The sequence below is a fragment of the Tenacibaculum sp. IMCC1 genome, assembly GCF_054906355.1.
Genome location: NZ_CM142818.1, coordinates 676,877 through 697,180, shown reverse-complemented (window position 1 = coordinate 697,180; position 20,304 = coordinate 676,877). Strand labels below are relative to the sequence as shown.

The following is a 20,304-nucleotide window of genomic DNA, read 5'->3' as shown; positions in this document are numbered from 1 at the left end:
ATGAGATGTGTTTTATTAATTGTTGATGTTTTTAATGAAAAACTATAGCTGCTTTGTTGTGAATACTATGTTTTGCAGCTTTGAACAACTCACACCAAACTAGTTTTTCTTTCCAAAAATCTTCTTCTGCGTTTATTGATTTATTTACAGCTTCAATATTTACAATAGTATCGTCTTCATCTAGTTGAATATTAAGCTTATTTGCTATAAATTTTAATTCCTTAAATAGAGCGTATGACGAACCAATCATTGCACCATCAATAGGAATTTCATCATTATCAAAAACAATATCGATAAAATCTACAGGAACATAAAAACCTGTACAATCTGAATGACATATAAGATGACAAGTAAGGTCTGATGCATGATCATCTATAATAGAATCTTCACTAGGCTTACTGTTAGGGCTAAATGGAATAGGAGTCCAATCTTCATATTCGGCACAATAAGCATAAAAACGCCTTAAGTGATGAATAAAATCGTAAGAAAACCCACCAAGTTCTAAAGAACCACCTTCTAATTCAGCTGGTTCTTCGTAAGGTGTAAGCCCATTTAATTCTAGTAGTTTGTTAACATCTTTAAATACTGAAGAATAATGTTTAAAAGCTTCTTCATCCATTTCTTTAAAGCTAGCAAGTGCTCCGCTAGTAATGTATAATCCCATCTTTTGTTTTTTAATTTAATTGCTTGTAAAAGTATAAACAAGTGTAAGTAGAAAGTAATCTGTTTTATAAGCGTAGTTAACCGTTGTAAATTTGAAAAAAAATGAATCTACTTCCAGATACAGAAAGTAATATAATTTCTCCCTATGCGCAGAATGCAGAATATTTTATCTGTGGATCTGGTACTATGATAGAAAATACTCAAAAAGTATTACAGAGTATGGATGTTCCAGATACTCGAATTCTTATTGAAAGCTTTGGAGGAGGAAGATTAGAAGAAACTACAGAAGTCATCGATAATGCTCATTTAACTGCTAGTTTAGATGGAGAAGAAATAAACATACATATTCCAAAGGGTAAAACTATATTACGCGCTATGTTAGATAATAATTATAATCCTCCATATTCATGTGAAGGAGGAGTATGTTCTAGCTGTATGTGTAAATTGAATAAAGGAGAAGTTTTTATGAAAAAGAATCTTACTTTATCTGAAGAAGATGTTAAAGAAGGATATATTTTAAGTTGTCAAAGTCTTCCCTTAACACAAGATATAGAAATTGTTTTTGAATAATTTTATACAATAGTTTCGAACAAATAGAAAACAAAGTATTGTGTATAATTACTACTTATAAAGTTTTGGGTAAGCCCCAACTCCAGGCTAGGGAGTCGGTAGCTTCAGGCTTTATTTTTCTTCAATAGTATCCATGCTTCCTTGTTTCAAAAAAGGATAATCTGTATATCCTCTAGCATCCCCACCACCAAATAACGTATGAGCATTAGTAATTTTGTTTAATGGAGCATTTAGTTTTACTCTTATCGGATAATCGGGGTTCGTTAAAAAATTGCGTCCAAACCCAATTAAATCAACCAGCTCTTTTTCTAGTAAATCTTCTCCTTGCTCTGGTGTTTTGTTCCCTGTAGCAATAATAGTTTTACTAAATGTTTTACGTAGGTTCTCTCTAAATTTATTAGGAATTTCAGGGGCATCATCCCAATCTGCTTCGCATAGATGCAAGTAAGTAACTCCGATTTTTTCAAGCTCTTTGGTTGCAATCATTATAGTGTCTAATATTTCAGGATCGTTCATGTCTTTAAAACTAATGAATGGGGATAGGCGAACCCCAGTTTTTTCATGACCAATTTCCAGAGCAACTGCTTGAGTGATTTCGGTTAGTAATCGAACTCTATTATTTTTAGTACCCCCATATTCGTCAGTTCGTTGGTTAGAATTACTTCTCAAAAACTGATCTATCAAATATCCATTGGCTCCGTGAATTTCAACACCATCAAAACCTGCTTCAATAGCATTTTTTGCCCCCGTTTTAAATTCTTCAATTACTTGATTAATGTCTGCTTTTGTCATTGCTCTAGGTTCTTCTACAGGTACAAAAGTAGCATCACCATTGGGAGCTCCATCAAAAATATAAACATTGGTGTCTTTGGCAATTTTTTTAGAAGGAGCAATAGGTTGTAATCCGTTTACTTTAGAACTAGATACGCGACCAACATGCCATAATTGTAAAAATATTTTACTTCCTTTTTTATGGACTTCATCAGTAATTAATTTCCAACCTTCAACTTGTTCTTGTGTGTAAATTCCGGGTGTTTTAGCGTAGCCTTTTCCTTGCAATGAAACTTGAGTAGCTTCAGATATAATTATTCCTGCTGAAGTTCTCTGTCCGTAATATTCAGCCATTAGTTCATTAGGAATATCACCAGGCTGTGAGCTTCTAGAACGTGTCATGGGAGCCATTAAAAATCTATTTTTTAATGTCAAGCCATTTTTATTATAGGGTTGATATAACTTTTTAAAAGCCATGATTTACAAAGTTTTTAATTGTTTAATAGTATAAATTTACTACGGTTTGAAGATGTTTTTGTTGTATAATTTCATGTTTTACTTGTGAAAATACATTGTCTTATTCCACAAAATCTACAGTTGTAAAATGTAGGGTGGTAGTACCTATGTTTTCTAGATTATGTATAAAGTAGTTTTTAGTGCTTAAGTTATTAAAGTACTTAATATCATTAGGTTTATAGGATGTTTCAATTATAGAACCATTAGAAAAATAAGAACGAGAGTTACCCCTTGTATGACAAACATAAAAATAAGGTTTATCATGTTTATGAAACGGAAGACTTTTTCCGGGTTCCAATTCAATATGCCATATTTTAACATGTTTATTTTCTAATAATAATTGTTGTCCAATTTTATGACTATTAGCTCCTAATTGAATAGACTTTTTTAAGGATTCTGTCCAATGTACAGATCAATTACCAGCTGTGTTTATTGTTTCTACTTTCATAAGGAAGGTATTAGTTTATAGCATATAATAACCATTCTTTAAACTCATGCTTAGGAAGAATGATGTCTTTTTTAAAGATGAAACCTAATTTATTGAGTAACTTTTGAGAGCCAGTATTACTAGGACGTGTAATAGCCACTAGGTTTTGAATTCTGAATTCATTTATAGCTACTTCTTTTATTTTTGAAGCACTTTCAAAGGCATATCCTTTACCTTCAAATTGGGGTAAAAAAGCAAAGCCAAAATCAATTCCATCAACTCCTTCACGATCATAAAGTCCCACAGTTCCTATTTTTTCATTATCAGATTGTCTAATTACAGTATAGCTAGAGTATCCTAATTGCTTGAGTTGTTTAAGCATAACTGTTTCAATATATTGCTTTGCATGAGTAGTAGAAGTTATGTTTCTATCTCCAATGTTTTCAATCCATTTTGGAGTATTAAATAAGTTGAAAATAAAGTCGGTATCTTCAGTATTTGTCGGTCGTATGATTAACCTCTCAGTTTGATATTGTGAACTCATTTATTTTGATTATTTACGGAATGTTACTTGGTTTGTTTTATCAAAAACTGCACTTTCAGTATTCTTGAAGCCTTTTAATTCCCAATCTTTTTCTAACTGGAAAGGTAATTTGTTTTGCGCATTAATAATTGTTAGTGTACTAAGTAGAAGGTATAAATAGATTGCATGTTTCATGTTGGTATTCTTATTTGTTAAATTTTAATTCGGCGTTATCAATTGGTGTATTAGGATCGTTTATTACCATTTTAGCAATATCATCTTTACGCATAAACACTACACCTTCATGTTGTTTTGCATATTCAATGAATTGATTTACAACATTAACTACTGCTGGAGCACCTCCAATTCTATCGTGTAAACTCACACTCATCATTCTTCTTTTAGAGACTCCTTCTTTATAAAGTTGATTGAATTCTGTTTTTAGTTGGAATAAGAATTGATCTGGCGACCAGTTTTTACCAGCAATATTTACAATGTCGTTGTTACGCAACGTATAAGGCATTACAACAAAGTTTTTACCTCTTACTTTAGTAATGAAAGGCTCATCACGACTTATATCATCAATATGATATAAAAAGTCAAGTTCTTGTAAAATCTTAAGAGTGTTGGGGCTTCGGCGTAACCAGTTAGCATTGTATCCACGACCTCTTTTTCCTGTAATTGCTTCTACTGTGTCAATTCCTTTTTTAACAAAGGCAAGTTCTTCTTCGTAACTTAAATTCCACTGATCGTCCCAAGCAATTCCGTGAGCAGCTATTTCATGTCCTTTACTAGCCATAGCCTTAGCTATTTCAGGGTATTTTATTGCAGCTTCGCCTACAACATGAGAGGTTACTTTTATATTGTGTTTATCCCATAAATCCATCATTCGCCACATTCCTTCTCTTGCTCCATAGCGAAACCAGCTTTCAGCAGGCAAATCAGGATTTTCTTTAGGTAATGAGTTTCCTGAAAAAGGACTTTCAGCTCCTTCAGGTTGTCCTCCTGTTTCAAACTGCATTGAAAAAGAAATGACTAATTGTGCTCCGTTAGGCCAATAGCTTTTTTTTGCTACAGTTTTTGTTGAAGTAGAACTTATTTTACGTGTATTCTTTTGCTCTTTTTTACAAGCATTTAATGTTAAGCTTACCGCTATGATAACCAATGCTATAATGCTATTATTTTTCATTTTATATTGTTTAATTAACTGTTGTGACTGCAAAATTAGCAGCTATTTTAAGTTATGCTGTTGTATGAATACATTGTATATTTGTATAAAAACATTCTAATGACACAACGTTTTTATATTACCAAGAACTTAGATGTATTTGAGTTTGATGCAGAGAAGGAGTGGGGCTACCCAAGACATAAGCACCATTTTTTTGAGTTGACTTTTGTTTTAAAAGGAAGCGGAAAACATGTTTTAAACGAAAGTGTTATTGATTATAAAGAGGGAGATTTATTTTTTTTAACTCCAAAGGATGAACATGAGTTTATTATTGGTGAGCCAACAAAATTTGGAGTGCTAAAATTTACAGAACAGATGTTTTTAGAAAAGGCTACATTTTCTACAAGTACTTATTGGAGAAAGAATTTAGAGGCAGTAATTTTTCATCGAAACATTGTAGCTAAAAGTGTAATTAGTTGCGAAACAGATAAAGAGCAACTTTTTAGACTTTATCATTTGATAAAAAGTGAATTGCATAGTCCGTTAACTTACAGTCGTAATGTATTATCTGAATTGTTTGGAGCTTTGTTAATTATATTGTCGAGAAACTTAAAGTCTACATTAAAAAATAGTGGACATGTTTACGATAAGAATAAGGCAGATTTAATATTGACGTATATACGACAAAATGTACAAAATAAAGAACTTATAAAGGTTGATGTTATTGCAGAAACGTTTCATTTGTCACCAAACTATGTTGGTATTTTTGTAAAGAAACATACAGGTATATCCTTACAGCGTTATATAATGGAAACCAAAATAAAAATGGCAGAAAGCTTGTTAAAACAAAGTAGTTTAAGCATAGGTGAAATTGCTGAGAAAACAGGTTTTACAGACTCAAGTCATTTTAATAAAACATTTAAAAAGTACACGGGTAAAAATCCGAGCGAATATATTTAAATTCAATATTTTGTTGAAGAGTTTCGTTTCTTACTTCCCAATACAGAAGTTTCCGAAAATGTGACCTAAAATATCCTTATCTACATCATATTCACCAGTAATATTTCCTAAATGACGTAAGCACTCACGAATATCTATGGCAAATAAATCAGAAGAAATATCTAACTCAATACCATTTTTAACAGAATTGATACTTTCCAAAGCTAAAGTCAACGCTTCAAAATGACGAGAGTTAGTAACAATTGTTTCATTATTACTCAAAGCTCCAGTATTGACTAATGAAATAAGTTCTTGTTTTAACTCGTCAACTCCAATATTTTGTTTTGCAGAAAGTAAAATTAAATTTTCAATTTCTGATTGTAAAATAGATGAATCGTGGCATGACAAGGTGTCTATTTTATTGGCGATTACCAATAAACGTTTGTTAGGAAAACGTTGCTTTATAGTCTCAATTTCCTCTAAGAATAAGTCTTTAGAATGTATATACTTATTGGAGTCAATTAAAAATATAATTAATTGTGCGTTTTCTGCTTTTTCATATGCTTTTTTGATACCGATGTTTTCAACAACATCTTCAGTTTCTCTAATTCCAGCGGTATCGATAAAACGAAAAACAACACCATCAATAATTAATTCATCTTCAATAGCATCACGAGTTGTACCAGCAATATCAGATACGATAGCCTTTTCTTCATTAAGCAAAGCATTTAATAGAGTAGACTTTCCAACATTTGGTTCACCAATAATAGCTACAGGTATTCCATTTTTCATAGCATTCCCAAAGGCAAAAGAATCTATTAAACGTTTTAAAACTGCCGATATTTTAGCTACTAATTCTTTAAACTTGGTTCTATCAGCAAACTCTACGTCTTCACCAGAAAAATCGAGTTCTAACTCAATTAAAGCTGCAAAATCAAGTAGTTGTCCTCTTAATTCTTTTAGTTCATTGGTAATTCCTCCACGCATTTGCTGAATTGCCATTTGATGAGAAGCAGCAGAGTTTGAAGCAATCACATCAGCCACAGCTTCCGCTTGCGATAAATCCATTTTACCATTTAAAAAGGCACGCATTGTAAACTCACCGTTATCAGCCATTCTACAACCATTTTGTAAGAAAAGTTGAATGATTTCTTGTTGAATAAAACTAGAACCATGACACGAAATTTCTACTACATCTTCACCTGTATATGAGTGCGGATTTTTAAAAATAGATACTAAAACATGATCAATAACAACTCCATTATTCACAATATGACCTAAATGTAAGGTATGAGATTTTTGATTTAATAATGATTTATTTTTCTTTACAGAAGAGAAAAATGAATCCACAATTTTTATAGAATTTTCTCCAGAAAGTCTAATAATAGCAATAGCACCAACCCCTGCTGGTGTTGCTAAAGCAATAATTGTATCGTTTTGTATCATATCGCAAAATTACCTAATTTAGTAAGAAGTATTATAAAATATCAACAACATATTTTTACTAAACAAGTATGGGGAAAAACCCCTTTTTTAACTTTTCATTTTTTAAACCTGAAAATAAATGCTACTTTTGGTATAACTGTTTTTTAGAACTTAAAAAACGTTAATCCCTCAAAAATAATACTATTCCATTTAGTATTGGCTTCCTCGAAAAATCTTATTGTACATTCTTTATGTGTTATACTTATATAATACTCTGAAATGCGTACCTCTTAATTACCCTGCCCCCAAAATTACAGTTACCCCCACTTTTAAAGTTAGATATACAACTTTTATTGCTTGTATATGTAGTATAATAATTATAAAAACAAATAATATGAGAAAAAATATTATTCAAAAACTACTGTATTTATTCTTTTTAGGTAGCGGTTTAAGTCTTTGTTCACAAAATTTAACAGAGTTATCGGTAGTTTCCTATAGTGATAAACCAGATTATGAAAGAGTGCATGTGCATAAACTAAAGATTAGCAATAATAGCATAGTAGAAAAAGAATATCGTTTTTCCATAAACAATGTACCGTGCAAAAATCAAGAAAAAATAGAAACGATATTAGAGTATTCATTATTAGATGAAAAAAAGAAACCTCTTATAAAAGCATTAAAAGTACTATCTAAAAGAAGTAAAATACTTTATTTAAAAATAACTAAACCATACAATATCAAATTAGGAAGTTGGAATTGTATAGAACTCCTGGTAAATGACCTTCAAGAGCAAGTGTCATTACAGAAAAAAGCTCCCTCTAGCAAGATTAATATAAAAACAGATATACCAAATCAGAGTAATGACAATTAGACGATTAGCATAAGATTGTTGTTATTAGAAAAACTTAGAGGACATGAAAAAAATTACTAGTTTTACTTTATTTTTTATAGTGGTTTTTCTCGTTGCTGGCGGAAAATTAGAAGCCCAAATAAAAAAAGGATTCCAACCTAGATTTTCAGAAGCAGTTAAAGGAAATGTAACATTAATAGCAAATAATGTTTTATCAAGAAATAAAACAACGAGCTATATAGGAAGCGACGGAAACCATGACTTTAGTAATAACGTTTTTGTTGATATAGATAGTGATGCAAGTACATTCAATTCAAGTAGCGCAAACTTATCTAACCCAGAGCCAACAGTTAGTTGTTTAAGTATAAAGAAAGCATATTTATACTGGGCAGCAGCTGATAAAGAGGAAGACAATTCTTCAGATGAACCCAATTGGGATTATAATAAAGTAAAATTGCAATTACCAGGAAGTTTAGGTTATACAACTATAACTGCTGATGATGTTATTTATAGAGGAAGAGACGAGATAGGTCACTTTGTTAATGATCCATACATTTGTTTTAAGGATATCACAAGTGAAGTAAAAGCTTTGGCAACACCCTATGGAACTTATCAAGTAGCTAATGTTAGGGCAAAGGAAGGAAGTTTGACTTCACATGGTGGAGGAAATACAGGAACTTCTGGAGGTTGGCAAATAGTATTTGTATATGAAAGCCCTACTTTACCAGCAAAAAATATATCGCTTTTTGATGGTTACGCACATGTTACAAGTAGTGTTAATAATTTTGAAATTGGATTTAGTGGTTTTCAAACAGTACCAACAGGAGATGTAGATGTAGATGTAGTAATAGGTGCCTTAGAAGGAGATAGAGATTTATCAGGAGACAGGTTGCAAATAAAAAATACTAGTAACAATTGGGTAGATTTATCATATAGTTTAAGGAGTTCAAGTAATTTTTTTAATAGTAGAATAGCTAAAAATGGAAGTAACTTTATAGATAGAAATCCAGCTAGTACTAATACTTTAGGATTTGATGCAGATGTATTTGCTCTTAGTAATCCAGGAAATAGTATAATAGCTAACAATCAAACTTCTGCGACAATAAGATTAACATCAAACCAAGAAACATACGGACTCTTTTTAATAGGATTGTCTGTAGATGTTTGGAAACCAGATTTAGCGCCATTAATATTATCAAGCTCAACAAATACTAGTAGTGTAGAAGACACTGTTAGTTTTTCAGTCAATATAGAAAACAATGGTAATGACAATGTAAAAGACTTAACAATAGAAACAACAATACCTCAAGAAGTAGATTTAATAGAACCAATAATAGGGTTACCTTTTGGGGTTACTTATAGCTATAATACAACAACTAGATTATTAACCTTTGATGCTATTGATGGAATTACAGATGTTGGAGGTACACCATATAGTTTAAGTTTTCAGGTGAAAGTAAAAGAACAGTGTTATTTTCTAGAAGAAATGTGTTCCGATAAATTTCAAATGCAATTAATAGCAACTTATGCAGGAGAAGAAAATAATAGTACACAAACAACTTTAAGTTCTAAATCAGTTGATTCTTGTGGTATAGGAGATAATTTACCTAATGAGATAAGTATTAACCAACCTGACGAGGCTAATTGGACAACTACAGTCGATTTATTAGATAGAACAGTGTCTTGTGAAGATAGTGCTGCCCTAGCTACGGCGCAATTACTTACCCCAGAAGCAAGTTGTGATTTAACAATAACCAAAATACCTGGAAGTTTTGAGGCTTCAACAACTAATTGTCCTGTTATAGGAACATATACTAATATTTGGACATTTACAGATAGTTGTGGAAGAACAAGTGGACAATTTACCCAAACCATTACGGTAACTGATACTTCAGCACCCGTTTTATCAGCAACACCAGCCGATGTAAGTGTCGACTGTGAAGCCATCCCATCAGTACCAACCATCACAGCAACCGATAATTGCGATAGCGTAGTAGACGTAGTCTTTACCGAAGTAAGCAATACAGTAGTAGACGGTTGTGGAGAGATTGTACGTCAATGGGAATCAACCGACAACTGTGGTAACACCGTAAGTCATACCCAAACCATTACGGTAACTGATACTTCAGCACCCGTATTATCAGCAACACCAGCCGATGTAAGTGTCGATTGTGAAGCTATACCAGCAGTACCAACCATTACCGCAACCGATAATTGTGATAGTGTAGTAGATGTAATCTTTACCGAAGTAAGCAATACAGTAGTAGACGGCTGTGGAGAAATCGTACGTCAATGGGAATCAACCGACAATTGTGGCAACACGGTAAGTCATACACAAACCATCACGGTAACCGATACTACAGCACCCGTATTATCAGCAACACCAGCCGATGTAAGTGTCGACTGTGAAGCCATCCCATCAGTACCAACCATCACAGCAACCGATAACTGTGATAGCGTAGTTGACGTAGTATTCACTGAAGTAAGCAATACGGTAGTAGACGGCTGTGGAGAAATTGTACGTCAATGGGAATCAACCGATAACTGTGGCAACACCGTAAGTCATACCCAAACCATTACAGTAACCGATACCACTGCACCCGTTTTATCAGCAACACCAGCCGATGTAAGTGTCGACTGTGAAGCCATCCCATCAGTACCAACCATCACAGCAACCGATAATTGCGATAGCGTAGTAGACGTAGTCTTTACCGAAGTAAACAATACAGTAGTAGACGGCTGTGGAGAGATTGTACGTCAATGGGAATCAACCGACAACTGTGGTAACACCGTAAGTCATACCCAAACCATTACAGTAACCGATACCACTGAACCCGTATTATCAGCAACACCAGCCGATGTAAGTGTCGACTGTGAAGCTATCCCATCAGTACCAACCATCACAGCAACCGATAACTGTGATAGCGTAGTTGACGTAGTATTCACTGAAGTAAGCAATACGGTAGTAGACGGCTGTGGAGAAATTGTACGCCAATGGGAATCAACCGATAACTGTGGTAACACGGTAAGCCACACCCAAACCATTACAGTAACCGATACCACTGCGCCCGTATTATCAGCAACACCAGCTGATGTAAGTGTCGACTGTGAAGCCATCCCAGCAGTACCAACCATCACAGCAACCGATAATTGTGATAGCGTAGTAGATGTAGTATTCACTGAAGTAAGCAATACAGTAGTAGACGGTTGTGGAGAGATTGTACGCCAATGGGAATCAACCGACAACTGTGGTAACACCGTAAGTCATATCCAAACCATCACAGTAACCGATACCACTTCACCCGTATTATCAGCAACACCAGCCGATGTAAGTGTCGACTGTGAAGCCATCCCAGCAGTACCAACCATCACAGCAACCGATAATTGTGATAGCGTAGTAGATGTAGTATTCACTGAAGTAAGCAATACAGTAGTAGACGGTTGTGGAGAGATTGTACGCCAATGGGAATCAACCGACAACTGTGGTAACACGGTAAGTCATACCCAAACCATTACAGTAACCGATACCACTGCGCCTGTATTATCAGCAGAACCAGCTGATGTAAGTGTCGACTGTGAAGCCATCCCATCAGTACCAACCATCACAGCAACCGATAATTGCGATAGCGTAGTAGATGTAGTCTTTACTGAAGTAAGCAATACCGTAGTAGACGGCTGTGGAGAGATTGTACGCCAATGGGAATCAACCGACAACTGTGGTAACACGGTAAGTCATACCCAAACCATTACAGTAACCGATACCACTGCGCCTGTATTATCAGCAGAACCAGCTGATGTAAGTGTCGACTGTGAAGCCATACCAGCAGTACCAACTATTACCGCAACCGATAACTGTGATAGCGTAGTAGATGTAGTATTCACTGAAGTAAGCAATACGGTAGTAGACGGCTGTGGAGAGATTGTACGTCAATGGGAATCAACCGACAACTGTGGCAACACGGTAAGTCATACACAAACCATTACAGTAACCGATACTACAGCACCCGTATTATCAGCAACACCAGCCGATGTAAGTGTCGACTGTGAAGCTATACCAGCAGTACCAACCATCACTGCAACCGATAATTGTGATAGTGTAGTAGATGTAATCTTTACCGAAGTAAGCAATACGGTAGTAGACGGCTGTGGAGAAATCGTACGTCAATGGGAATCAACCGACAACTGTGGTAACACGGTAAGTCATACCCAAACCATTACGGTAACGGATATTACTAACCCAGATTTTACAGTACCAGTAGATATTACAATTTATAAAGATGATAATTGTACTTATGATGCTAGTATTGGAATTACTGGTGATGTTACCAATGAATCTGATAATTGTGATACAACTTTAGATGCTAGTTATAATGATGTAGAATCGGCAGGAACCTGTGAAGGAGAAGTAATAGTTACTCGTACATGGAGTCTTACTGATAACTGTGGCAACACAACTGAAAAAGTTCAAACAATAACAGTAAAAGATAATACAGCACCAATTATAGACGAAACAAACAAAAATAATATAGATATAGAATGCGGAGTAGGAGATACAGAAACTACGTTACAAGATTGGTTGAATAGTAATGCAGGAGCTACAGCAACCGATAACTGTAGTACTGTAACATGGACCAATAATTATGGGAATGATACCTCTGTAAAATGTGATGGAAGTTATATCACAGTAACTTTTACAGCAACAGATGCTTGTGGAAACTTTAGTACTACAACAGCAGGATATTTAATTAAAGATGAAACAGCACCCACAATAACTCAGCAACCATCAGATAAAATTGTAGAATGTGATGGAGCAGGAAACATAGCAGAGTTAAATAATTGGTTAGCAACTAATGGAGGAGCGACAGCGACGGATAATTGTAGTATTGTAACATGGAGTAATAATTATACAGCTTTAACATATACCTGTAGTTTTACAGGAGAAGTAGAGGTGGTTTTTACAGCAAAAGATGCTTGTGGAAACACTGTAAATACAACTAGTGCTAAGTTCACCATAGAAGACACAGTAGCATCAGAATTTGTAGAGACTTTACCAGCGGCAGAAATTACGGTAAGTTGCGATAACATTCCAGTAATGGAAACCTTAACAGCAACCGATAATTGTGATGCATCAGTAACGGTAATTCCAAGCGAAGTAACCAGTGGTGATGATGATGCTTGTGGATCAGAATATTTGATTACAAGAAAATGGACCGTATCAGATTGTTCAGGAAACACGACTACCCACATTCAGGTAATTACTGTAGAAGATACAGTAGCACCAGAATTTGTAGAGACTTTACCAGCGGCAGAAATTACGGTAAGTTGTGATAACATTCCAGTGATGGAAACTTTAACAGCGACAGATAATTGTGATGCATCAGTAACGGTAATTCCAAGTGAAGTAACCAGTGGAGATGACGATGCTTGTGGATCAGAATACTTGATTACAAGAAAATGGACAGTATCAGATTGTTCAGGAAACACAACAACACATATCCAAGTAATCACAGTAGAAGACACAGTAGCACCAGAGTTTGTAGAGACTTTACCAGCGGCAGAAATTACTGTAAGTTGTGATAACATTCCAGTAATGGAAACCTTAACAGCAACCGATAATTGTGATGCTTCTGTGGCAGTAATTCCAAGTGAAGTAACCAGTGGAGATGACGATGCTTGTGGATCAGAATACTTGATTACAAGAAAATGGACAGTATCAGATTGTTCAGGAAATACAACAACACATATTCAGGTAATTACTGTAGAAGATACAGTAGCACCAGAATTTGTAGAGACTTTACCAGCGGCAGAAATTACGGTAAGTTGTGATAACATTCCAGTGATGGAAACTTTAGCAGCGACAGATAATTGTGATGCATCAGTAACGGTAATTCCAAGTGAAGTAACCAGTGGAGATGACGATGCTTGTGGATCAGAATACTTGATTACAAGAAAATGGACAGTATCAGATTGTTCAGGAAACACGACTACCCACATTCAGGTAATTACAGTAGAAGATACTACAGCGCCAGAGTTTGTAGAGACTTTACCAGCAGCGGAAATCACTGTAAGTTGTGATAACATTCCAGTGATGGAAACTTTAACAGCGACAGATAATTGTGATGCATCAGTAATGGTAATTCCAAGTGAAGTAACCAGTGGAGATGACGATGCTTGTGGATCAGAATACTTGATTACAAGAAAATGGACAGTATCAGATTGTTCAGGAAACACGACTACTCATATCCAAGTAATCGCAGTAGAAGACACAGTAGCACCCGAATTTGTAGAGGAATTACCAGCAGATGCAACAGTAAGTTGTGATACAATTCCAGCAGCAGCGGTATTAACCGCAACAGATAACTGTGATACTTCTGTAACTGTGAATTACTCAGAAGAATTTTCAGGACAAGACTATATATGTGCATCAGAATATACGATTACAAGAACTTGGGCAGTTCAAGATTGTGCAGGTAATAGTACATCACACACTCAAGTAGTAACAGTTGAAGATACTACGGCTCCAGAGTTTGTAGAGGAATTACCAGCAGATGCAATAGTAAGTTGTGATACAATTCCAACTGCAGTAATTTTAACAGCAACCGATAATTGTGATGCTTCTGTAACTGTGAATTACTCAGAAGAATTTTCAGGACAAGATGATGCATGTGCATCAGAATATACAGTTACAAGAACATGGACAGTAGAAGATTGTGCGGGTAATGAAACTTCGCATACTCAAGTAGTAACTGTTGAAGATACACAAGCACCCGAATTTGTAGAGGAATTACCAGCAGATGTAACAGTAAGTTGTGATACAATTCCAACTGCAGTAATTTTAACAGCAACCGATAATTGTGACACTTCTGTAACTGTGAATTACTCAGAAGAATTTTCAGGACAAGACAATATATGTGCATCAGAGTATACAGTTACAAGAACATGGGCAGTAGAAGATTGTGCGGGTAATGAAGCTTCTCATACTCAAGTAATAACTATTGAAGATAATGAAGCACCACAATTGGTATCAACATTAGAAGACATTATAGTAGAATGTGATACTGTTCCTGATGTTCCAACTTTAGAATTTACAGACAATTGTTCTTCAAATGTAACACAAACTAACTTTGAGGAAACAAGTACGTTTGATGGAAGTGATAGCGATTATACAATTACAAGAAAATGGACAGTTACAGATGACTGTGGAAATGTAGCAGACTTTATACAGTATATTACAGTAACTGTAAAAACATCTGTAACAGAAATAGCGGATTCAAGGTGTATTGACGATGGCGAAATTAACTTAAATGATTATTTGGCAAATCAAAGTGAAAACGGAACTTGGGAAGTGACTCAAGGAAGCGTTACAATATCTAATGATGGAAGTTTTGATCCGTCAGGAGTAAATTTAGGAGATTATGTGTTTACATATACATCATCAAATAGTAGTTGTTTAACAGTAACAGAAGTTACGATTAATATAAACGATGACTGTTTAGTATTACCATGTGGGCAAGAAGATGTGGTAATTTCAAAAGTAGTAACTCCTAATGGAGATTCATGGAATGAGTTTTTCGAAGTTACAGGAGCTGAATCCTGTGGATTTATAGCCAATGTAAAAATATTTAACCGTTGGGGGGCTAGAGTTTTTGAATCTAAAAATTATGCAAATAATTGGAACGGAACTTCAGATGGAGCAACGTTTGGATCAGCAGAAAGATTACCGGCTGGTACATATTACTACATTGTAATATTAGAAAATAGTGGGTTAAAACCATTTACAGGAGCAATTTACTTAGGAACTAAATAATATTATAGCTATGAACCAAAATTACAAGCTATTAAAAGCAACTATTGTACTGTTTTTTGCAACAGTTTTAACAGTTCAATCACAACAGCTACCACAGTTTACTCAATATATGTATAATACAATTTCTATCAACCCTGCATATGCAGGAAGTAGAGAAGTACTGAGTATTGTTGGACTGCATAGAAGTCAGTGGGCAGGATTAGATAGAGCACCAGAAACACAAACCCTATCTATTCACACACCTCTTAGAAATGATAAAATAGGATTAGGATTATCATTTATAAATGATCAATTAGGTTATGAAAATTTCACCTATTTATATGGAGATTTCTCATATACGATTCAGCTTAATGAGGATATAAAATTAGCCTTTGGACTTAAAGCAGGATTTACTCAATACAATATAGATGATGCCTTAATAGCAACTGAAGGATCAGACCCAGGAATTTCAGGGATTCAAAATAGATGGGAACCTAATTTTGGGAGCGGTTTATTATTACATACAAATAAATGGTATGTGGGGTTTTCAGCTCCAAGATTATTAAATATAGATCATAATGATTTGGTTGTTAATGGAATTAATTACGGAATTATAGACAGAGTAAGTTATTATTTAACAGGAGGATATGTTTTTGATTTGAGTGATAATGTAAAGTTTAAGCCAGCGACGTTAATTAAAGCAACGAATGGAGCACCAGTATCATATGACATAACAGCAAACTTCTTATTCAATGAAAAATTTTGGTTAGGAGGTTCTTATAGAATCAATGAAAACACAGGAGCTTTAGGGGCTTTAGTAGATTTTCAAGTTTCTCGTCAGTTCCGAATAGGTTACGCGTACGAGCATCCATTATCAGACATTAATCAATACTCAAATGGTACACATGAAATATTATTAATGTTTGAGTTATTTCCTAAGTCATATAGAACGAAATCTCCTAGATATTTTTAAAAAGGATAGTTATGAAGACAAAAATTACACTGATACTACTTTTTTTATCAAGCTTTGCATTTTCTCAAAGAAAAATAGCAAATAAATTTTATAAAGAATATGCGTATGTAAAAGCAGCTGAATTTTATAAAAAAGCCATAAACGAAGGAGATGATGGGGTGGATATGATAACAAGGTTGGCAGATTGTTATTATAATAACTCAAACTCTAAACAAGCTGCTTATTGGTATGGAGTTGCTTCAAATAGAAAAGAAAACTTAACTGATGATGCTATATATAAGTATGTACAGTCACTTAGAAGTATAGGAGAGTATGACAAAGCAGATAAATGGCTTCAAAAGCTATCTGACAAAGCGTTAAAAGTAAAAAATGTTGACTATAATAAATTAAAAACACTTAATAAAGACTCTGTAGTAGTAGCAAACTTAGAAATTAATACTAAAAACTCAGAGTTTGGAACGTATGTACATGGACAAAAACTATATTTTGCTTCGACAAGAAAAAAAGATGGTGAAATTTATGAATGGAATAACCAACCGTATTTAGACTTATATCAAGCCAAAATTATTAAAAATAAAAAAGATGAAAATAGTATAGCAAGTGTTATTCCTATTGTATCTTCTAAAATTAATACGGGTTTTCATGAATCGAGTGTAGCAATAACTAAAGACGGGAAAACGTTATATTTTACAAGAAATAATTTAAACGAAAAGAAAAAACTAGAGTATAGTAAAAAAGGTACATCACATTTAAAAATATTCAAAGCTACGTTGGTTAATGGGCAATGGGATAATATTGAAGAGTTACCGTTTAATGATAAAATGTATTCTAGTGGACATCCAGCATTGAGTCCGGATGATAAAACATTATATTTTGTATCTGATAGACCAGATAGTTATGGGTTAACGGATATTTATAAAGTAGCTATTTTAGCTAATGGAGAGTATGGAGCACCAATAAACTTAGGAGATAAAATAAATACAAAAGGAAGAGAAATGTTTCCTTTTGTAGCTAAAGATTATACCTTATATTTCTCTTCGGATGGTTATGCAAATTTAGGATTATTAGATATTTTTAAATCTGATTTACTAAAAAATAACTCGTCAGAAGTTATAAATATAGGAGCTCCATTTAATAGTGGATATGATGATTTTGCTTTCTTTTATAATGAAGATGCAAAAACAGGGTACTTTTCTTCTAACCGACCAGGAGGAAAAGGACAGGATGATTTATATAAGTTTAGAACCTTAAAGTGTAAACAATATATTAAAGGGAGAACTTTTGATAAAAGAACAAAAGAAATTTTACCTAACACTTTAGTAGAGCTTATAGACTTTAAAGGAAAAGTTGTAAAAAGGTTCGTAACTCAAGAAGATGCCACTTACGTTTTTGAAGTTGAATGTGAGAAGAAATTTTCTTTAAGAGGAACAAAACTAGATTATAAAGATGACTTCATTAATAATATTGAAACGACAGATGTAAGAGGTATAGAAATAGAGCGTGATTTATATTTAACACCATTAATTATAGGAAACGAAATAGTGATAGATCCTATATTTTTCGATTTTGATAAATGGAATATACGACCAGATGCAGCTTATGAACTAGAGCATATTGTACGAGTAATGAAGAATCATCCAAAAATGATTATTAAAATTGAAGCTCATACAGATAGTAGGGGTAGTGATAAATACAATGAGATTTTATCAGATAGAAGAGCTAAATCTACCAGAGATTATATTTTTTCAAGAGGTATAGCTACCAACAGGATAGAAAGTGCTATTGGTTATGGAGAAAAGCAGTTGGTGAACAAATGTTCTAATGGTGTACCTTGTTCAGATGAAGAGCATCAAGAAAACAGACGCTCAAAATTTATAATTGTTAATGATTATAAAAAATAATAATATCTAAGACCTCTATTTATTTTAAAAATAGAGGTCTTATCAAGTATTGTTGTTATTTTTTTACAAAAATATTGGTATAGTACCATGTACCACCAGTGTTTTTTTCGGCAGTCACTTCAAAATGGGTAAAATCACCTTCAATATTTTTTCGATGTCCCTCGCTTTTAATCCATCCATTAACAACAGATTCAGCAGTAGAATATCCATAAGCTACATTTTCAGCAACCTTAATAGCATTTGTATTTTCAACTAAATAATCTTTACGATCATGAAAAAAATCGTGAGAAAGCTCTTTTTTCTTTATCATATACATAGTATGATTATATGTTTGAGATTTTATAGCTTCAAGTTTTTTTAAAGTAGACAAGCCTTTGCTTAACCTATAATCATTAATAAGATCAAGAATTTCATTTTCTATTGATTTTTCTTCTATGCTAACGGTAGAATCAGAAGGAGAGTCAATTAATTCATTTTCATTTGAAGAACAAGAAAAGAAAACTAAGGCACAACATAGTACCAATAACTTAAAGGGGAAGTTATTCATTTTTAATAGGGGTTAGGGGTTAAATTATTTTAAAAGTCCAAAAATAGTACAAAATACAATTTAAAACAAGTTTCTTTTTATGCTTAAACGTATTTTTGTATGATTAGATAGCCTGTTTTATAAAGTCTTCATATTCATAAAAAAACAGTTCAAACTGTGTCATAGTCTCTACAAAAAACTCATAACAATCTCTCCAAGTATCTTTATTGTGAACACTAAATTTTTTATCAAAAGGGATATAAATTCTACGAATAATTTTGTGATTGTTTAACTCAAAATTATCATCAAATATAACTTCAGGTAAATATTCTGTTTCCAATATTTTCTTCAAAGAAAGAAGTTGATCGTAAAGTAATTCATTGGCTACATCTTCTGGATGTTCGAAATCTAAACAAACTGAAGCGTTTTTTCTATCCGCTTGAAATTTAAAAGCAAATCCCTTTATTTTGGTATTGTATAACAACCATTTTCTTGGAAAAGATTTTCCAAAACTAGTCCAAAATTCTTTACGCAATCGGGCAGATTCTTCTTTACTAAACACTATCCGTGAACTTTTGCAGTTTTACCTCTTTCTCGCATCATTTCGGCTTCGAAAGCCAATAAATCTTCCCATTTTTTATCAACGATTTCACGATCCATATACTTACGAGCATACCCTAAAAATAAGGTGTAATGATTTGCTTCAGAAACCATTAAATCCAAATAAAATTTAGATAATTGTTCATCTTCCATATTATCAGCAAAAACCTTAAAACGTTCACAGCTACGTGCTTCTATTAGAGCAGCAACTAAAAGTCTGTGAATTAGCGCTTCAGTTCTATTACCTGTATGAGGGAAAAATTTTTGCAATTTTAAAGCATAATCGTTTTTAGTAGCCTGTCCTAAAACCATATCTCGCTCTATCATTATGTTATGTACCATCCTAAAATGTTCCATTTCTTCAATAGCAATATCACTCATATCTTTAACAAGTTCAGTTTCTTCAGAGTAATTGATAATAATTGACACAGCATTTGAAGCAGCTTTTTGTTCAGCAAAAGCATGATCTGTTAATAGTTGTTCTAATCCGTTTTTAGCAACTTCAACCCATGAAGTTTCTGTGTCAAATTGTAATCCAAGCATAATGTGTAATTGAGGTTGTAAAAGTAAAAAATATAAGTGCTAATTGTATTATAAATACTCTAAAAATGGTAAATTTGTTGCTGAAAAAATCTCTTAAGAAAATTGCTTTAAAAAATATTGATC

15 protein-coding genes are annotated in these 20,304 nt (G+C 33.6%); 6 read left to right on the top strand and 9 right to left on the bottom strand.

The window, feature by feature from the left end; all coding sequences use genetic code 11:
* Window positions 1-31: 31 nt before the first annotated feature.
* A complete protein-coding gene (locus ACXIHB_RS03290; RefSeq protein ID WP_253680042.1) occupies window positions 32-664 on the bottom strand; it encodes a hypothetical protein in 633 nt (210 codons plus the stop codon).
* Window positions 665-765: 101 nt separating this feature from the next.
* On the opposite strand from ACXIHB_RS03290, the gene ACXIHB_RS03285 reads away from it, so the two are divergent.
* On the top strand, window positions 766-1,233 hold the full coding sequence (locus ACXIHB_RS03285) for a 2Fe-2S iron-sulfur cluster-binding protein (RefSeq protein WP_159616550.1): 468 nt from the start codon (window positions 766-768) through the stop codon (window positions 1,231-1,233).
* A gap of 111 nt (window positions 1,234-1,344) precedes the next feature.
* Here ACXIHB_RS03285 and ACXIHB_RS03280 read toward each other — a convergent pair whose 3' ends face one another.
* The 4 genes from ACXIHB_RS03280 to ACXIHB_RS03265 all read right to left on the bottom strand — a co-directional run bounded on the left by ACXIHB_RS03280 (window position 1,345) and on the right by ACXIHB_RS03265 (window position 4,659).
* Window positions 1,345-2,481, bottom strand: a complete 1,137-nt coding sequence (locus ACXIHB_RS03280) for an alkene reductase (protein ID WP_462098891.1) — start codon at window positions 2,479-2,481, stop codon at window positions 1,345-1,347.
* Window positions 2,482-2,978: 497 nt separating this feature from the next.
* Window positions 2,979-3,491 carry a GNAT family N-acetyltransferase gene (locus tag ACXIHB_RS03275; RefSeq protein WP_167713717.1) on the bottom strand — a complete coding sequence of 171 codons (513 nt, stop codon included), beginning with the start codon at window positions 3,489-3,491 and terminating at the stop codon, window positions 2,979-2,981.
* A 9-nt stretch (window positions 3,492-3,500) separates the two neighbouring features.
* On the bottom strand, window positions 3,501-3,665 hold the full coding sequence (locus ACXIHB_RS03270) for a hypothetical protein (protein ID WP_167713718.1): 165 nt from the start codon (window positions 3,663-3,665) through the stop codon (window positions 3,501-3,503).
* 10 nt (window positions 3,666-3,675) lie between these two features.
* On the bottom strand, window positions 3,676-4,659 hold the full coding sequence (locus ACXIHB_RS03265) for a polysaccharide deacetylase family protein (protein WP_462098890.1): 984 nt from the start codon (window positions 4,657-4,659) through the stop codon (window positions 3,676-3,678).
* 99 nt (window positions 4,660-4,758) lie between these two features.
* Here ACXIHB_RS03265 and ACXIHB_RS03260 point away from each other — a divergent pair, with 99 nt between their 5' ends.
* Window positions 4,759-5,598, top strand: coding sequence for an AraC family transcriptional regulator (locus ACXIHB_RS03260; protein ID WP_159491276.1), 840 nt, complete (start codon window positions 4,759-4,761; stop codon window positions 5,596-5,598).
* Window positions 5,599-5,628: 30 nt separating this feature from the next.
* Here ACXIHB_RS03260 and mnmE read toward each other — a convergent pair whose 3' ends face one another.
* Window positions 5,629-7,023 (bottom strand): tRNA uridine-5-carboxymethylaminomethyl(34) synthesis GTPase MnmE, encoded by a 1,395-nt coding sequence (gene mnmE, locus ACXIHB_RS03255; protein WP_462098889.1) that lies wholly within the window; start codon window positions 7,021-7,023, stop codon window positions 5,629-5,631.
* A 373-nt stretch (window positions 7,024-7,396) separates the two neighbouring features.
* On the opposite strand from mnmE, the gene ACXIHB_RS03250 reads away from it, so the two are divergent.
* The 4 genes from ACXIHB_RS03250 to ACXIHB_RS03235 are packed head-to-tail and all read left to right on the top strand — an operon-like array spanning window position 7,397 to window position 18,512.
* Window positions 7,397-7,873, top strand: a complete 477-nt coding sequence (locus tag ACXIHB_RS03250) for a hypothetical protein (RefSeq protein WP_462098888.1) — start codon at window positions 7,397-7,399, stop codon at window positions 7,871-7,873.
* Between the two features lie 43 nt (window positions 7,874-7,916).
* Window positions 7,917-15,659 (top strand): gliding motility-associated C-terminal domain-containing protein, encoded by a 7,743-nt coding sequence (locus tag ACXIHB_RS03245; RefSeq protein WP_462098887.1) that lies wholly within the window; start codon window positions 7,917-7,919, stop codon window positions 15,657-15,659.
* A 10-nt stretch (window positions 15,660-15,669) separates the two neighbouring features.
* On the top strand, window positions 15,670-16,611 hold the full coding sequence (locus tag ACXIHB_RS03240) for a PorP/SprF family type IX secretion system membrane protein (protein WP_159616748.1): 942 nt from the start codon (window positions 15,670-15,672) through the stop codon (window positions 16,609-16,611).
* A gap of 11 nt (window positions 16,612-16,622) precedes the next feature.
* Window positions 16,623-18,512, top strand: coding sequence for an OmpA family protein (locus ACXIHB_RS03235; protein ID WP_462098886.1), 1,890 nt, complete (start codon window positions 16,623-16,625; stop codon window positions 18,510-18,512).
* A gap of 55 nt (window positions 18,513-18,567) precedes the next feature.
* Here ACXIHB_RS03235 and ACXIHB_RS03230 read toward each other — a convergent pair whose 3' ends face one another.
* From ACXIHB_RS03230 to ACXIHB_RS03220, 3 genes are all read right to left on the bottom strand, one after another.
* Window positions 18,568-19,059 carry a CAP domain-containing protein gene (locus ACXIHB_RS03230; RefSeq protein WP_047790570.1) on the bottom strand — a complete coding sequence of 164 codons (492 nt, stop codon included), beginning with the start codon at window positions 19,057-19,059 and terminating at the stop codon, window positions 18,568-18,570.
* 103 nt (window positions 19,060-19,162) lie between these two features.
* Window positions 19,163-19,600: a DUF4268 domain-containing protein gene (locus ACXIHB_RS03225; protein WP_159616744.1), complete on the bottom strand. Its 438-nt coding sequence runs from the start codon at window positions 19,598-19,600 to the stop codon at window positions 19,163-19,165.
* Window positions 19,600-20,181 (bottom strand): MiaE family protein, encoded by a 582-nt coding sequence (locus ACXIHB_RS03220; protein ID WP_073183535.1) that lies wholly within the window; start codon window positions 20,179-20,181, stop codon window positions 19,600-19,602. The genes ACXIHB_RS03225 and ACXIHB_RS03220 overlap by 1 nt, the downstream gene beginning before the upstream one ends.
* Window positions 20,182-20,304 lie beyond the last annotated feature (123 nt).

What these genes read in the sequence shown, in the direction of transcription:
- ACXIHB_RS03290 (WP_253680042.1), bottom strand. Translation starts at nt 664, where the DNA reads ATGGGATTATACATTACTAGCGGAGCACTTGCTAGCTTTAAAGAAATG.
- ACXIHB_RS03285 (WP_159616550.1), top strand. Translation starts at nt 766, where the DNA reads ATGAATCTACTTCCAGATACAGAAAGTAATATAATTTCTCCCTATGCG.
- ACXIHB_RS03280 (WP_462098891.1), bottom strand. Translation starts at nt 2,481, where the DNA reads ATGGCTTTTAAAAAGTTATATCAACCCTATAATAAAAATGGCTTGACA.
- ACXIHB_RS03275 (WP_167713717.1), bottom strand. Translation starts at nt 3,491, where the DNA reads ATGAGTTCACAATATCAAACTGAGAGGTTAATCATACGACCGACAAAT.
- ACXIHB_RS03270 (WP_167713718.1), bottom strand. Translation starts at nt 3,665, where the DNA reads ATGAAACATGCAATCTATTTATACCTTCTACTTAGTACACTAACAATT.
- ACXIHB_RS03265 (WP_462098890.1), bottom strand. Translation starts at nt 4,659, where the DNA reads ATGAAAAATAATAGCATTATAGCATTGGTTATCATAGCGGTAAGCTTA.
- ACXIHB_RS03260 (WP_159491276.1), top strand. Translation starts at nt 4,759, where the DNA reads ATGACACAACGTTTTTATATTACCAAGAACTTAGATGTATTTGAGTTT.
- mnmE (WP_462098889.1), bottom strand. Translation starts at nt 7,023, where the DNA reads ATGATACAAAACGATACAATTATTGCTTTAGCAACACCAGCAGGGGTT.
- ACXIHB_RS03250 (WP_462098888.1), top strand. Translation starts at nt 7,397, where the DNA reads ATGAGAAAAAATATTATTCAAAAACTACTGTATTTATTCTTTTTAGGT.
- ACXIHB_RS03245 (WP_462098887.1), top strand. Translation starts at nt 7,917, where the DNA reads ATGAAAAAAATTACTAGTTTTACTTTATTTTTTATAGTGGTTTTTCTC.
- ACXIHB_RS03240 (WP_159616748.1), top strand. Translation starts at nt 15,670, where the DNA reads ATGAACCAAAATTACAAGCTATTAAAAGCAACTATTGTACTGTTTTTT.
- ACXIHB_RS03235 (WP_462098886.1), top strand. Translation starts at nt 16,623, where the DNA reads ATGAAGACAAAAATTACACTGATACTACTTTTTTTATCAAGCTTTGCA.
- ACXIHB_RS03230 (WP_047790570.1), bottom strand. Translation starts at nt 19,059, where the DNA reads ATGAATAACTTCCCCTTTAAGTTATTGGTACTATGTTGTGCCTTAGTT.
- ACXIHB_RS03220 (WP_073183535.1), bottom strand. Translation starts at nt 20,181, where the DNA reads ATGCTTGGATTACAATTTGACACAGAAACTTCATGGGTTGAAGTTGCT.